At 31.2% G+C, this 16,072-nt stretch carries 14 protein-coding genes; 7 read left to right on the top strand and 7 right to left on the bottom strand.

Annotated elements, in window-relative coordinates:
* Positions 1 to 31 precede the first annotated feature (31 nt).
* From rodA to J1D01_RS15365, 7 genes are all read right to left on the bottom strand, one after another.
* Positions 32 to 1,309, bottom strand: a complete 1,278-nt coding sequence (rodA, locus tag J1D01_RS15395; RefSeq protein ID WP_421151485.1) for a rod shape-determining protein RodA — start codon at positions 1,307 to 1,309, stop codon at positions 32 to 34.
* Positions 1,310 to 1,317: 8 nt separating this feature from the next.
* On the bottom strand, positions 1,318 to 3,222 hold the full coding sequence (gene mrdA, locus J1D01_RS15390; RefSeq protein ID WP_421151466.1) for a penicillin-binding protein 2: 1,905 nt from the start codon (positions 3,220 to 3,222) through the stop codon (positions 1,318 to 1,320).
* Entirely contained in the window at positions 3,219 to 3,725 is a 507-nt protein-coding gene (locus J1D01_RS15385) for a rod shape-determining protein MreD (protein ID WP_421151465.1), read from the bottom strand. The genes mrdA and J1D01_RS15385 overlap by 4 nt, the downstream gene beginning before the upstream one ends.
* Entirely contained in the window at positions 3,718 to 4,530 is an 813-nt protein-coding gene (gene mreC / locus J1D01_RS15380) for a rod shape-determining protein MreC (protein WP_421151464.1), read from the bottom strand. Before mreC ends, J1D01_RS15385 begins: the two co-directional genes overlap by 8 nt.
* Positions 4,531 to 4,541: 11 nt before the next feature.
* On the bottom strand, positions 4,542 to 5,570 hold the full coding sequence (locus J1D01_RS15375) for a rod shape-determining protein (protein WP_421151463.1): 1,029 nt from the start codon (positions 5,568 to 5,570) through the stop codon (positions 4,542 to 4,544).
* Positions 5,571 to 5,728: 158 nt separating this feature from the next.
* Positions 5,729 to 7,261 carry a bifunctional phosphoribosylaminoimidazolecarboxamide formyltransferase/IMP cyclohydrolase gene (gene purH / locus J1D01_RS15370; RefSeq protein WP_421151462.1) on the bottom strand — a complete coding sequence of 511 codons (1,533 nt, stop codon included), beginning with the start codon at positions 7,259 to 7,261 and terminating at the stop codon, positions 5,729 to 5,731.
* Between the two features lie 166 nt (positions 7,262 to 7,427).
* The gene (locus J1D01_RS15365; protein WP_421151461.1) at positions 7,428 to 7,883 is read right to left on the bottom strand and encodes a GAF domain-containing protein; all 456 of its coding nucleotides are present in this window, start codon (positions 7,881 to 7,883) and stop codon (positions 7,428 to 7,430) included.
* A gap of 75 nt (positions 7,884 to 7,958) precedes the next feature.
* Here J1D01_RS15365 and xrtF point away from each other — a divergent pair, with 75 nt between their 5' ends.
* The 7 genes from xrtF to J1D01_RS15330 all read left to right on the top strand — a co-directional run bounded on the left by xrtF (position 7,959) and on the right by J1D01_RS15330 (position 15,978).
* On the top strand, positions 7,959 to 8,510 hold the full coding sequence (gene xrtF, locus J1D01_RS15360; RefSeq protein WP_421151460.1) for an exosortase family protein XrtF: 552 nt from the start codon (positions 7,959 to 7,961) through the stop codon (positions 8,508 to 8,510).
* Positions 8,503 to 8,931, top strand: coding sequence for an exosortase F system-associated membrane protein (locus J1D01_RS15355; protein ID WP_372938020.1), 429 nt, complete (start codon positions 8,503 to 8,505; stop codon positions 8,929 to 8,931). The genes xrtF and J1D01_RS15355 overlap by 8 nt, the downstream gene beginning before the upstream one ends.
* Before the next feature lie 57 nt (positions 8,932 to 8,988).
* Entirely contained in the window at positions 8,989 to 9,399 is a 411-nt protein-coding gene (locus J1D01_RS15350) for an HYC_CC_PP family protein (RefSeq protein WP_421151459.1), read from the top strand.
* A 72-nt stretch (positions 9,400 to 9,471) separates the two neighbouring features.
* Positions 9,472 to 11,712: a TonB-dependent receptor gene (locus J1D01_RS15345; RefSeq protein ID WP_421151458.1), complete on the top strand. Its 2,241-nt coding sequence runs from the start codon at positions 9,472 to 9,474 to the stop codon at positions 11,710 to 11,712.
* A 42-nt stretch (positions 11,713 to 11,754) separates the two neighbouring features.
* Positions 11,755 to 12,102 (top strand): heavy-metal-associated domain-containing protein, encoded by a 348-nt coding sequence (locus J1D01_RS15340; RefSeq protein ID WP_372938831.1) that lies wholly within the window; start codon positions 11,755 to 11,757, stop codon positions 12,100 to 12,102.
* Positions 12,103 to 12,127: 25 nt separating this feature from the next.
* Positions 12,128 to 13,405, top strand: coding sequence for a cryptochrome/photolyase family protein (locus J1D01_RS15335; protein ID WP_421151457.1), 1,278 nt, complete (start codon positions 12,128 to 12,130; stop codon positions 13,403 to 13,405).
* A 176-nt stretch (positions 13,406 to 13,581) separates the two neighbouring features.
* Positions 13,582 to 15,978 (top strand): TonB-dependent receptor domain-containing protein, encoded by a 2,397-nt coding sequence (locus J1D01_RS15330; protein ID WP_421151456.1) that lies wholly within the window; start codon positions 13,582 to 13,584, stop codon positions 15,976 to 15,978.
* Positions 15,979 to 16,072: the final 94 nt, after the last annotated feature.

Below are 16,072 nucleotides of genomic sequence, written 5' to 3'. Positions count from 1 at the left end.
TAGTGAAATAATTAAATGTCAATTTATCTATCTACCATTCGTTTATACGATTGGAATCTAATTTAATAAAGATAAATATTAAAATAGTAAAAGCCCACAGCCCAGAGCCACCATAACTAAACATAGGTAACGGTATGCCAATTGTTGGTATTAACCCCATTACCATACCAATATTAATTAAAAAGTGAATAAAAACAATAGAAGCAACCCCATAACCATATACCCTACTAAATTGTGATTTTTGTAATTCTGCTAAGTGTAAAATTCTTAAAATGAGTAGAACAAAAAGAATTACAACAAAAGAAGATCCTAGAAAACCCCATTCTTCTCCAACGGTACTAAAAATATAATCGGTATGTTGTTCTGGTACAAATTTACCTGTGGTTCTGGTACCCTCCATAAAGCCTTTACCACTAAAACCACCAGATCTTATAGCTTTTTCAGACTCATTCAAGTTATATGCAAATGTTCTTTTCATTTGCTCCAGTTTTGCAGGGTCTTTTTCTAGGCGTAACCATAAACTAATGCGGTCTTGCTGGTGTGGTTTTAAAATAGATTCATAAAAAAATTTTACACCAAAAGAGATTCCTACCGATAACATTAAAATAAAGAGAGACTGAAAAAAATTAATTTTCTTTTTATTAAAAAAATAGAAAGCAAAAATGAGCACGCCTGCAATAACCGATGTGAAAATAGCTCCAAATTTTAATGCTAAAATGGCTGTAATTAAAGCAGAAATACCAATGGTAAGATAGTATTTTGGTAAGCCTTCTCTATATAAAACAAAAAAGAAGGCACCATAAACAATGGTGCTTCCGGTATCATTTTGTAATAAAACTAGTAATGCAGGAATTGCAATAATAGTAAATGTTTTTAGTTGGTCTTTAAAGACTTTTATATTAGTATTTAAGTCACTAATGTGTTTAGCTACTGCAAGTGCGGTAGCAGTTTTAGCAAACTCACTAGGCTGAATAGTAAAACTGCCAAAAGCATACCATGAAGTAGCCCCATTTACATTTTTTCCAAATAAAAAAAGACCAATAAGTGATAGCATTGATAAAATGTAAATAACACTAGAAAAACGTTCGTAAAACTTAGCGTCTATGGCTAAAAGTATAACAATAAGACCAAACGTTAAAAATATAAAAATAAGTTGTTTACCGTATGATTGAGAAAAATCAAAATAATTTAGAGAGTCTCCAGTATGCGATGCAGAAGCAATATTTAACCACCCAAAACTAACTAACAATAAAAATAGGATAATGGTTATCCAATCAAATTTAAAATGTCTATCTGTTAGCCTCATTATGTGGTAAATTATTGCAGGTTATCATTAGGCATAGGCACAATTTCTTCTCGTCTGTCATTTATAGTAAAAGGGTCACCTAGATAAGGTTTTTGATATTCAAATTCTAAACTACGCGTTAATACCCAATTCTCTAAATCTTTTCTGGTAGTATGTCCTTTAATATATTTTTCAATCATTAAGCTAGCAATTCTACCTGCATATATAGAGCCATAATGACCATTTTCAACAAAAACAGCAATGGCAATTTTAGGGTCGTCTTTAGGTGCAAAAGCTATGAATAGTGAATGGTCTGTTAATTGAGTTCTTACGCCATCAATCATAGTGAAATTTTCAGCAGTTCCTGTTTTGCCACAAATGTCTATACCTGGTATTTGTAAAAAATGAGCTGTACCACCATTATCGTACACATCAAAAAGACCTTCTATTACTGGTTCAAAATGTTTTTTATCTATAGTAGTATGCCTAATGGTTGTGAATTTTTCATCAATAGGTTCGTTTCCAATAGATTTAATAATATGTGGCGTATAGTAATATCCTCTATTGGCTATAGCAGCTGTCATGTTAGCCAAATGAATAGGGGTTACTAAAATTTCTCCCTGTCCAATGGCGTTAGAAATGACCGTAGTTGCCCCCCATTTAAAGTCTGGATACCATTTGTCATAATAGGCGCCATCAGGAATGTTTCCTTTTTTTCCAATTGGTAAATCGGTTCCTAAATATTGTCCTAAGCCAAAGCTTTTAATGTGTTTGCTCCACTTATCCATAGATTTACTTGCATCTGGATATAAATCTATAGTTCTTCTAAAAGCTGTTGCAAAATATGAATTACAGGATTTAGCAATGCCTTTTCTTAAATCTCTTATACCACCACCACAATGGCATCCCATTTTACCATGTCTCCCATAATGATAAACACCAGTACACGTTACGGTGGTTTCTGGAGTGATAGCTTGCTCCTGAAGTGCAGCCAAAGCAACTAATGCTTTAAAAGGAGACCCAGGCTCATGTACTCTAAGTAAACCTTTATCTATAAGAGGTAAGTGAATACTGTCTCTATACAGTTTTGTGTAGTTTTTAGAACGTTTTCTTCCTACTAATAAATTAGGGTTGTATGATGGAGCAGAAACTAAAGAAAGAATTTCTCCAGTTTTGGGTTCAATAGCTACAATGCCACCTTTTTTATTTCGCATCAACAATTCGCCATATTCCTGTAATTGGGTGTCTATAGTAATTGTAATGTCTTTGCCTTGTTGAGGAATGGTGTCAAACTTCCCATCTTTATAAGGGCCTATATCTCTATTAAAACGGTCTTTTTGAATAAACTTAATTCCTTTTACACCTCGTAATTCTTTTTCGTAAGATAATTCAACTCCTTGTTTACCTATTAAATCACCCATTTTGTAATATGGATTGTTTTGTATTTGGCTTTGGTTTACTTCTGCAATAAAGCCTAAAACATTGGCGCCTACTTTGGTTTGATAATCTCTTAAGGAGCGTTTTTGAATGTAAAACCCTTCAAATTTTCGCATTTTTTCTTGTAAAACGGCATAGTCTTCTTTAGATAAATGCGAAACAAAAACATAAGGGAGTCTTGGAGAATAACGATACGCTTTTTGATAAGTTTGTACAAACTGTTCTTTACTAATTTTTAAAAGCGAGCAAAATTCTAAAGTGTCTAGAGGTTTCACTTCTCTGGGTATCACCATCACATCATAAGAAGGTTGATTTGAAACTAGCAGTTTCCCGTTTCTATCGTAAACAAAACCTCGTTTAGGATAATCGTATACTTTTCTAATGGCGTTGTCTTCAAATAAATCTTGACCTTCAAAAGAATAAATTTGAAGATAAAATAACCTTAAAATAAACAAAACCCCAACAAGAATTACAGAACCAAAAAGTAAAAATTGTCTCATTTATTGTTTCTACTAAAAATAATGTATATTATAATGCTTAATAAAATAGTAAATATACTAGAGAATAACGTTTTTTGAAGGATTAAAAGTATTTTAGAAATGCTAAAAATTTCTAATGAAAATAAAACAAGGTGGTGTGCAATGACTAATAGTGTTATATATGTAATTATAACACCAAAGCTTATAGCATTAAACCTTACGCTTTGGTATTCATAAATTGTTCCAAATGAAGATTTTAAAATTACGGGTCTTATATAGGCTATAAGTACACTTGCAGCTGCATGAATGCCACCGGTGTCTAAAAACATATCTATAGATAAACCTAGCAGGAAACTTGAAAAAATGAATAATGCTCTATTGTTTTTTACTGGAAAAAAAGCAATGAATAAAATATAAATATAAGGGTTAATGTAGCCTAAAAAGTTAACGTGGTTAAAAATTAAGACTTGTGCAAAAACAAGTGCAAAAAACCTGATGATATGTCCGGTTAAACTGTTATTCATTTATAAGATTATTTATTTCTTCTTTATGAATATTTTCAATAACATAAACATGCTCTAGGTTGGTCATGTCGTTAAACAGCTTTACATTAATTTCATAAAAGTTTTCGGCTATATCATGTTTAAAATCTTCTACAGTACCAATAAGAATACCTTTTGGGAAAATTGAAGATTGTCCAGATGTGATGATGGTATCTCCTTTTTTTACATTGGCGTTTATGGCAATATCTACTAATTGAACTATTTGTGGATTTTCACCATCCCATTCTAATGATCCGTAGTGATTGGTTTTTTTTAATCCAGCACTAATTTTGCTAGTTGAATTTAAAATAGATATTACCGTTGCAAATTGGTTGCTGGTTTTGTCAACAATACCAACAATACCTTTGGTTGTAATAACACCAAAATCTTGTTTTAAACTATCTCTTTGGCCTTTATTTATTAAGAGAATATTATCTATTAAAGAATAGCTGTTTTTGATTACATTGGCTGAATAAAATTTATACAGTTTACCAGAAGAAGTGGTGTTTGTAAAAGTAGAATCTTTAGTAGTATTAATATTGAATAGTTGTTCACGTAGTCTGTTATTTTCTTCAGCAAGTAGTTTGTTTTGAGATTTTAAATTTAAATACTCACTGAAATTATTTAAAGAGTTATAAACTCCTCCGCTTAAAAAGTTGGCAGAATTTATAAATTTGCTTTTATGGTAAGAGTGCGACTGTATTGTAAATACAATTGAGATGAAAAATAGCGACATGAACAACAGAAAGTTTTTATTCCGTATTATAAAATTTATAATCTGTTGCATGTTTTAACGCCCTATTTTATCAATACACTTTTGTATTTAGCTAAATTTTTAAGTGTAATACCCGTACCTCTAACTACCGCACGTAAAGGGTCTTCAGCAATATAAACTGGAAGGTCTGTTTTTTGAGATAAACGCTTGTCTAAACCACGTAACATAGAACCACCACCTGCTAAGTATATTCCTGTATTATAAATATCGGCAGCTAATTCTGGAGGTGTTTGAGATAAGGTTTCCATTACGGCATCTTCAATACGAAGGATTGATTTGTCTAAGGCTTTGGCAATTTCTCTGTACGATATAGAAACTTGTTTTGGTTTACCGGTTAATAAGTCACGTCCTTGAACACTCATGTCTTCTGGTGGTAATTCTAAATCTTCGGTTGCGGCTCCAATTTGAATTTTAATTTTTTCAGCAGTGCGTTCACCTACATACAAGTTATGTTGTGTGCGCATGTAATACACAATGTCGTTTGTAAATACATCACCCGCAATTTTAACTGATTTGTCACATACAATACCACCTAAAGCAATTACAGCAATTTCGGTAGTACCACCACCTATGTCAACTACCATATTTCCTTTTGGTTGCATAATGTCAACCCCTATACCAATAGCTGCTGCCATGGGTTCGTGTATTAGGTACACTTCTTTACCATTTACACGTTCTGCACTTTCTTTTACGGCTCGCATTTCTACTTCGGTAATACCAGAAGGGATACAAATAACCATTCTAAGCGCTGGTGTAAAAAATTTCTTTTTTAATGCAGGTATGTTTTTAATAAACATACTTATCATTTGTTCAGAAGCATCAAAATCTGCAATAACACCGTCTTTTAAAGGGCGAATGGTTTTAATGTTTTCATGGGTTTTGCCTTGCATTAAACTGGCTTCTTGCCCTACAGCAATTATTTTTCCCGTAACTCTGTCTCTAGCAACAATAGAAGGGGAATCAACAACAACTTTGTCATTATGGATAATTAGTGTATTGGCTGTACCTAAATCTATCGCAATTTCTTCGGTTAGGAAGTCAAAAAAGCCCATGTATTTTTATTGGTTTTATTGAGTTAGTAATTGAAATCTTGTAAATGTAATAAAAGTTAATAAAAATATACGCTATACAAGCACCGAAAATGCTAATAATTTTAGGCGTATCATTCTTATACGTTTTTAATCGGTTTTTAGACTTGCTAATTAACTTTTTAATGTTTGAAATGACGCGTGCCTGTCATTACCATAGCTACATCATTTTCATTACAATAATCAATACTTAATTGGTCTTTTATAGAACCTCCAGGTTGAATTACAGAAGTAATACCCGCATTTTTTGCTATTTCTACACAATCTGGGAATGGAAAAAACGCATCACTTGCCATAGCGGCTCCATTTAAATCAAAATTAAAAGAATTTGCTTTATGAATGGCCTGCTGTAATGCATCTACACGACTAGTTTGTCCAGTTCCGCTAGCACAAAGTTGTTTGTTTTTTGCTAAAACAATGGTGTTAGATTTTGTATGCTTACAAATTTTTGAAGCAAATAATAAGTCTTCAATTTGAGCTTTGGTAGGAGCGATGTTTGTAACACTTTTTAAATCTGTAGCGGTATCAGTTACATTGTTTCTGTCTTGTAATAAAACACCGTTTAAACAACTTCTTACATTCATTGCAGGCATTTCTACATCATGAATTTTAAGTAAAATTCTATTCTTTTTACCTTTTAGCAATTCTAATGCTTCAGGAGCAAAAGATGGTGCAATAACTACTTCACAGAATAGTTTGTGAATTTCTTCTGCTGTTGCTAAATCAATTTCTGTATTACTAATTAAAACACCTCCAAAAGCCGATACTGGGTCTCCTGCTAAGGCATCAACGTATGCTTGATGTAAAGAATCTCGTTGTGCTAAACCACAGGCATTATTGTGTTTTAAAATAGCAAATGTTGGCGCATCATTTTTAAACTCTAGCATTAGGTTTACGGCGGCATCAACATCTAAAAGATTGTTGTAGCTCAATTCTTTACCGTGAAGTTTGGTAAATAACTCATCAAAATCTCCAAAGAAAAACCCTTTTTGATGTGGGTTTTCTCCATAACGTAATACTTTACCTTTGGTTTCACTTATTTTTAAAACAGTTTCTTGCTTGTCTGCATTAAAATAATTAAAAATAGCAGAATCATAGTGTGAAGATACGTTAAAAGCTTTGGTGGCAAAACGTTTTCTGTCTTCTTCAGAAAGGGTTCCGTTTTTCTCTGTAATTAATTCTAAAAATTCAGCATAATCATCAACTGATGATACACAAACTACATCGGCATAGTTTTTTGCAGCGGCTCTAATTAAAGAAATACCACCTATATCTATTTTTTCAATAATATCTTGATTGCTAGCGCCAGAAGCCACCGTTTTTTCAAACGGATATAAATCTACAATAACAATATCTATTTGAGGGATGTTATATTCTGCTAATTCAGCTACATCACCATCATGATTTTGTCTATTTAAAATACCTCCAAAAACTTTAGGGTGAAGTGTTTTTACACGCCCTCCAAGAATTGAAGGATAAGATGTTATATCTTCAACAGGAACAACATTTATGCCTAAATTGTTAATAAACTTTTCGGTTCCACCGGTAGAATAGATGGTAACACCTTGTTCGTTTAATTTTTTTACAATGGGTTCTAAACCGTCTTTACTGAATACTGAAATTAGGGCAGATTTGATAGTTTTTTCGTTGCTCATTCCTGTTTGTTTTTTAAATACTTATTGTTGTGATAATGAGTATTTAAGATTATTTTTTGATTAAAGTTTTAATAAAGTGCAAAAGTAACTATTTGAACCAAAAAATAAACGTAACAACTATAAAAAAAGAGATGTTTTTTTAACCAAAAACAGAAGTTATTAACAACTATAAAATTTTAGCTACTTTTTGGCAAACAAACTCTAAAAAGCGTTCGTCTGCTTTGGTAAATGGGTCTGGTGTGTTAGAGTCTATATCAATCTGACCGATATTTTTACCATCTACAAAAATGGGAATTACAATTTCTGCCTTAACCGTAATACTACAAGCAATATAATTATCTTGTGCAGTCACATCTGGAACTACAAAATTTTGGTTGCTTACTGCTACTTGCCCACAAATACCTTTGCCAAAAGGAATTACTGTATGGTCTGTTGGTGCACCAACATAGGGGCCTAAAACTAATTCTTCTTTATCTCCGTTTCTAAAATAGAACCCAACCCAATTATAGTATTCAACGTGTTTCTCTAACAGTTTACAAATAGCTAGTAATTTGTCATTAACACTAAGTTTTGTTTTTAAAATGATGTTATCAACTTCGGGTTTTAGTTGCTCAAAATTCATATTTTAATCTCAATTTTTGAGTAAAAGTATTTAAAAAGGTGTAATTTCGGTACTCAGATTCATAAAATATTTTTTTTGAAAACACTTCTTATAAAATATAAAGCGGTAATAAAGTTTATTTTTAAGTTTTTATTGGTTTATATTGGGTTTTCATTATTATACAGTTGGTATTTACATGTCTCTGATGGTTCAAAATTTTATCCAGATTACGTTACTAATTTGGTTTCTATACAAACAGAAGCAATAATAGATGCTTTAGGTTATAATTCAGAAGTACAACCGCACCCCGAAGAATCCTCTATGAAGGTAATTGTAAATGGTAACTATTTAGGTAGGGTTATAGAAGGTTGTAACTCAATTAGTGTTATTATTTTGTTTGTTTCTTTTATAATTGCTTTTTCAGGAACATTTAAAATCACTTTTTTGTTTTTACTTTCTGGTAGTGTGTTAATTTATGTGGTTAACTTATTAAGAATAGTTTTGTTATCTCTTGGTTTATATCATTATCCTGAAAAGCAGCATGTTTTTCATACTGTTGTTTTTCCAGCTATTATTTATGGAATGGTATTTTTACTATGGATTTTTTGGGTAAATAGGTTTTCTAAAATAAGGCGTACACATGGGTAATTTAACCAAATATGTTTTACTGTTTGTACTTTTTGGGTTACTTGTTTTAATCCGGATTTTTGAGAATGATTTATTTTATGATCCTTATTTAATCTTTTTTCAGAATGATTATTTATATGTAGACAGCCCTAGACGAGAAGTTGCTAAACTTGTAGCTTTTACAACACTTCGTTATGTGTTAAATACTATAATATCGTTAGCTATTTTATTTGTTGTTTTTAAAGATAAAGGTGTTATTAAGTTTTCTGTTTTTGTTTATGTTATAGCCTTTATTGTTTTACTTTTTATTTATTTGTATTTTGTTATAAACCCCAAACAAGAAGACTATTATATGTTTTTTAATGTGCGTAGGTTTTTAATTCAACCTATTATCTTGTTGCTGTTATTACCTGCTTTTTATTACAATAAAATAAGTAAATAAAATGTTAATCATTTAATAAAAACGGTGTTTAAAATATAGGTTTTGTATTTTTGTATTGTGATTAAAGCATTTTTACATAAAAGTTTTTCAGTTACTATGGCTTTATTAGTGCTGTTTTCAACGGTATCTTTTACCATTGAAAAACACTATTGTGGCGATGTTTTGGTAGATGTTGCTCTATTTGCTGGGGCTGAAAAATGTGCTATGGAAACGCAAGAATTAGCTTTACAAAAAATCACAAAAAAACATTGCTGCAAAGATGAAGTAGATGTTATTAAAGGACAGGATGAGCTTATAAAGTCTTTTAACGATTTAGATTTTGAACAGCAATTATTCATAACATCATTTGTTTATACTTATCATAATCTTTTTGAAAGTTTGCCAAAGCAAACCGTACCACATAAAGATTATACCCCACCGAAATTAATAACCGATATTTTAATTTTAGACCAAGTTTTTTTGATTTGATTTAAGCATATTTTTTCATTTCCGCAAAAGCAGAAATTTTAAAAACAATGTTATTAAATCAAATACATAAAAATGAAACAATTATTATATATGTTGTTTCTAATACCATCATTATTTAATGCTCAAGAGCAAATTAGTGGTGTAATATTAGAAGCAAATACACAAAATAAAAATATAAGGTTAGCAGGCGCTAATGTATATTGGTTAGGTACAGAAATTGGAACTGTAACCAATATTGATGGAGAATTTACCCTTCAATATAAACAAGAATACACCAAATTAGTTATAAGTTATGTTGGGTATAAAACCGATACACTAATTATTACAGCACCTAAAACTATTAAACATTATTTACAACCAACAGATAATTTAGATGCTGTAACCATAACCTCAAGAAAGCAAGCAACGGCAAAATCTTACTTAAAAGCAACCAATACATTTACGGTAAGTAGTGACGAATTGCTAAAAGCAGCCTGCTGTAATCTCTCAGAAAGCTTTGAAACAAACCCATCTATTGATGTGAATTTTGCCGATGCCATTACAGGAACACGTCAAATAAAAATGTTAGGATTAACAAGTCCGTATATTTTAATTGCTACTGAAAATATACCGTCTATTCGTGGGGCGTCACAAGCATTTGGATTAAGTTTTATTCCGGGTACTTGGGTAGAAAGTATACAAATTACCAAAGGAGCTGGTAGTGTAGTTAATGGTTTTGAAAGTATAGCTGGCCAAATAAATGCAGAACTTGTAAAACCAGCAACCGATGATGCTTTCTTTGTGAACTTATACGGAGCAAGTAGCGAGCGTGTAGAGGTTAACACCCATATAAATACTAAGGTGTCTAATAAATGGGATACAGGTTTATATATTCATGGTAATTCGCATCAAGCAAAACACGATGTTAATGATGATGGTTTTTTAGATATGCCACTCTATAATCAAATAAATATTATGAACCGCTGGCAGTATACAGATGCTAATAATGGTTTTGTTAGTTTTATAAATTTAAAATTTTTAAATGATGAAAAACAAACTGGCGAATTAGATTTTAATCCCAATACAGATAAGTTAACAACAAACCATTGGGGAAGCGAAATAGATACCAAGCGTTATGAAGTATCAGCTAAATTTGGTTATGTAAACCCCAATGTGCCTTGGCAAAGTTTGGGGGTGCAAACCGCATTTAGTAGTCACGAACAAGCATCATATTTTGGCTTAAATCAATATAATATAACGCATAATAGTTTGTATGCTAATGCTATTTATAATTCAATAATAAGTGATTCTCGTAATAAAATAAAAACAGGAGTTAGTTACACGTATGATCATTATGATGAACTTGTAAATACAACCGATTATGAACGTACCGAAAATTCAGTAGGAGCGTTTCTTGAATATAGTTATGATAATTTAGAGTTACTAAATCTTACTGCAGGCGTGCGTATAGATCATCATAATTTATTAGGTACATTTATCACACCTCGTGTGCATGTGCGTTATTCTCCTTGGAGTAAATCGGCTTTTAGAGCTTCTTTTGGTAGAGGCAAACGAAGCGCTAATATTTTTACCGAAAACCAACAAATGTTCTCAACCTCTAGACAAATAAATATTTTAAATACTGGTGGCGCTGTTTACGGATTAGATCCTGAAATTGCATGGAATTATGGGGTATCTTATTTACAAGGGTTTAATTTTTTAGGAAGAAAAGGAGATGTTACTTTCGATTATTATAAAACCGATTTCAAAAACCAAGTAGTAGTAGATTGGGAAACACCTACCGAGATTAATTTTTATAACCTAGAAGGTAAAAGTTATGCCAATAGCTTTCAAACTGAAGTAAATTACACACCTTTTGAAGGAGTAGATTTACGTACCGCCTATAAGTATTATGATGTAAAAACCGATTACAATTCTGGGAAATTAGAAAAACCATTAACACCTAAACATCGGTTTTTTGCTAACATAGGTTATATAACAAATCGTGAAGAAGGAGCAACAAGCCGTTGGAAATTTGATATCACTTATAATTGGTTAAGCAATCAAAGATATGCTTCTACTACCAGCAATCCAGTGCAATATCAATTACCAGAAAGAACTCCAACCATAGCAACTCTTAATACCCAAATTACAAAAGTGTTTTCTCCTAAATTTGAAGTATATTTAGGAGGTGAAAATATTACCAATGTTAGGCAATCAAATCCTATTTTAGGAGCAGATGACCCCTTTGGAGCTAATTTTGATTCCACTTTTGTTTATGGTCCAATTTTTGGAAGTATGTATTATGCAGGATTACGATATAGAATAAAATAAATAGATTACTCTGAAAATCAAAATTTTATAAAACAAAAAGAAATGAAAAAATTAATCACAATTACATTATTATTAATAGGAACCGCAACCTTTGCACAAAACAAAAATGCCAAAGCAACTACAGAGGTAGATGGGGTTTGCGGTATGTGTAAAGCTCGTATAGAAAAAGCATGTTTAAATACCAAAGGTGTAAAATGGGCCGAATGGAATGTAGATACCCATGAATTGAAATTGATTTTTGATGAGCGCAAAACAAATCTAGAAGCTATTGAAGCAAATGTGCTAGCAGTAGGACACGATGTGAAAAATAAAAAAGCAACAGAAGAGGCATATAATTCTGTACATCCATGTTGTAGATATCGCGATGTAGAAGTGAAAGAAGCTCATTAACAATTAAGGAAATAAAGATGTTTATATGACTGAAATATCAGTTTTTTGGTTCAGAAGAGATTTAAGACTTCATGATAATACCGCATTAAACAAAGCACTTTCTAGTAATCTGAAAGTGCTTTGTGTTTTCATTTTTGATGAAAATATTTTAAATGAATTATTAGAAGATGACGCTAGGGTTAGTTTTATTTACGAAAGACTAAAACTGATAAATGAACAACTTCAAAATTATAAAACATCGCTTTTAGTTTTAAAAGGGAAGCCGCTAGAAATTTGGCAAGAACTAACAGAAAACTATCAAGTTAAAACCGTTTTTTCTAATAAAGATTATGAACCATATGCTCGAAATAGAGATGCTAAAATAGCCGCATTTTTAAAAGAAAAAGGTATAATTTATAGTGCTTTTAAAGATCAAGTAATTCATGAAGAAAATGATGTTCTGAAAAACGATGGCAGGCCATACACTGTTTTTACACCTTATAAAAACAAGTGGTTAGAAGTTTATAAAAGTAAAACGCCTGAAAAAATAGTAAATACCAATAAATTTTTAAATACATCATATGTTTTTCCAACACTAAATGATATAGGTTTTATTGCATCTTCTATTAAAGTTAAAGATTATAATTTAAATCATTTAGATGTTTATAAAGAAAAACGAGATTTTCCATATGCCGATATTACCAGTTATTTAAGTCCGCATTTACGTTTTGGTACAGTAAGTATTAGAGAAGTAATTAGCAAATTAAATAAAGAAAACAGCGTGTTTTTAAGCGAGTTAATTTGGCGTGAGTTTTTTATGCAGATACTGTATCATTTTCCGCATGTTGTAACTAGTAATTTTAAATCTAAATACGATGGTGTACAATGGCGCAATGATAAAGCCGATTTTAAAAAGTGGTGCGAGGGAAAAACAGGTTACCCAATGGTTGATGCTGGAATGCGTCAATTAAATAAAACAGGTTATATGCACAACCGTGTAAGAATGATAACATCTGGTTTTTTATGTAAACATTTATTAATTGATTGGAGATGGGGCGAAGCTTATTTTGCTAAAAAGTTGTTAGATTATGAGTTAGCTTCAAATAATGGAAATTGGCAATGGGCAGCAGGAACAGGTTGTGATGCAGCACCATACTTTAGAATATTTAACCCTATTGAACAGTTAAAAAAGTTTGATACAAATTTAGAATATGTTAAAAAATGGATTCCAGAATTTGGAGCATCAGATTATCCAGAACCAATGGTAGACCATAAATATGCAAGACAAAGAGCTCTTGCTGTTTATAAAGAAGGACTACAATAATTTGATTAACATAGTCTTTAATAATCAAAGCTTAAGTGATTTCAGTTTGAGGTTTCTTTAACCACAAATTTTTAAAATCTTTATTTAGATTTAGTTTAAATAATTTGCTCAATTGTATAAGAGCATCTATATTTGCCGAAATTTTATTATTTAAAATAAGTCTAAATAAATACAAAATGAAATATCAAATTACTTTTGTGCTTCTTTTTGCTTTAAGTTTAATGGGGTTTTCTCAAACAAATTTAGTGCAAGGAACTATTGCAGATAATTCAGGAAATGAATTAATAGGAGTAAATGTTTTAATAAAAAATACTTCAAAAGGCGCACAAACAAATGAGAATGGTTCGTTTGAAATTAAAAATCTAGAAAATGGAGATTATATACTTTTAGTTTCTTATTTGGGTTTTAAAACTAAAGAGGTAGCGTTTTCTGTTAATAATCAAACAGTTAATCTAGGTACTATTACTTTATATGAAGGAAATGAACTTTTGCAAGAAGTTGTTATTGATTCTAAAAGAAAAAATAAGTTTTCTAGAAAGCAAAGCGCCTATGTTTCAAAAATGCCTTTAAAGAACATAGAAAACTCTCAAGTTTACAATACTATAACTAACCAATTACTTATTTCTCAATCGGTTAACACATTTGAAGATGCCTTAAAAAATGCCGCAGGTATTACAAAGTTATGGTCTTCTACAGGTAGAAGTGGTGATGGTGCTGGGTATTATTCTAGTCGTGGTTTTGCGGTACAACCTCAATTGGTTAATGGTGTTGCCGGTATCACAAACGGGTTTATTAATCCTTCAAATGTAGAACGTGTTGAGGTTATAAAAGGTCCTTCAGGAACTTTATTTGGTAGTACCGTAACTTCTTATGGTGGTTTAATTAATATTATAACTAAAAAACCATATAGTGGTACTGGTGGAGAAATTACAGTAGCTGGTGGTTCTTATGACTTTAGAAAATTTAATGCCGATGTTAATGTAAGTAGTAGCGATAAATTGTCGTTACGTATCAACGCTGGTTTTCAAAATGATAATAGTTTTCAAGATGCTGGATTTAAAAGATCTGTTTTTGTAGCGCCTTCTATTTCATACAAATTCAGTAATAATGTAGCGCTTAACTTTTCGTATGAAGCTTCAGGAAATGAACAAACAAATGAAACCTTTTTATTTTTAAATAGATATGGTCCTCTTGCCTTTAATTCTATTGAAGAGTTAGGTTATGATACAGATTTATCTTTTACCAGTAATGATGTAACTATAGAAAATATTACCCAAAACTATCGTGGAGAAATTGCTTGGAAAATTTCAGATAATTGGTCATCACAAACGCTTGTGGCTGGTGGTTTAGCAAAATCTTTAGGGTATTACACTTATCTGTGGAATGCAGCCGATTGGACAGACCCTTCTGCTCCTATAGGTACAGAAAATTTTAGTTTGTATGCCCAAGATACAAACGCTAGAACACGAACGATAAACTTACAGCAAAACTTTACTGGTACATTTAAAATTGGAGATTTGCAGAATAAATTATTGGTAGGAGTTGATTACTTAAACACTAAAATAATTGATAACAGTTCTAATTGGGGGTATTTACATACCATAAATATTAACGGCGATTTAATTTATGGTGAGCCAGCAATTAACGAAGAAAACTTAAGTAATGCTTTATCTGGCTTAGGAAATGTAGATAGTGATGTACGTCAAAATATTTTAGGCGCTTACATATCTGATGTTATAAACATATTGCCATCATTATCTGTTATGGGAAGTGTGCGTTATGATAGATTTGATTACAATGGCAATCAAAATACTGATTCTGATGATGAAACCGAATATACAGAATCTACATTCTCACCAAAATTTGGTATCGTTTATCAACCAATTCTTAATGAATTATCCATTTTTGCTAATTACCAAAATGGGTTTTCTTATGTAGATCCACAGTATATTACTGATTATTCAACAGGAGAGACTACACTTCAAGCGTTTGATGTTGAGCAAGCTAACCAATTAGAAATAGGTGTAAAAACCAATATATTCAACAATAAATTAGAAGCTACTTTAAGCTATTATAATATTAATGTTGATAATAAGTATTATTGGGCAACTCAAACTCAAGATTTAGAAATTAACAGTCAAGGTATAGAATTGGAAGTAAACGCAAACCCTATTGATGGCTTAAATATACATTCAGGATTTAGTTACAATGATTCTGAAATTACAAACTCGCCTTCAGCTACTTATTTAGAAGGAAGTAGATACGGAGAGTCTGGTCCAGAAATAACGTATAATTTTTGGGCAGATTACAAGTTTCTTGATAAGTTTGGGGTAGGAGCTGGTTTTAATGGACAAACAGAATATGATACTATGGTAGGTTACAAAGCCGTAACAGGTAGTTTTTATTTACCAGGGTATACCATTTTTAATGCTTCGGCATACTATGAAACAGATAAATTTAGAATAGGCATAAAAGGAAATAATTTAGCAGATAAAACCTATTATTCTGGGTGGAGTACAATTACACCACAACAAAGAAGAATGATTTTAGCAACAATAGGATTTAAGTTTTAAAATAAATTATTTTTTAGTTTATTTAATATCATGCTAAGTAAGGTAGAAGCTCTTATATAAGCTTTACATTACATAGCATGATTACTTTTTTAAA

This window comes from Seonamhaeicola sp. NFXS20, assembly GCF_049132085.1.
Taxonomy (GTDB): Bacteria; Bacteroidota; Bacteroidia; order Flavobacteriales; family Flavobacteriaceae; genus Seonamhaeicola.
This window is presented reverse-complemented; position numbering and strand designations above follow the sequence as displayed.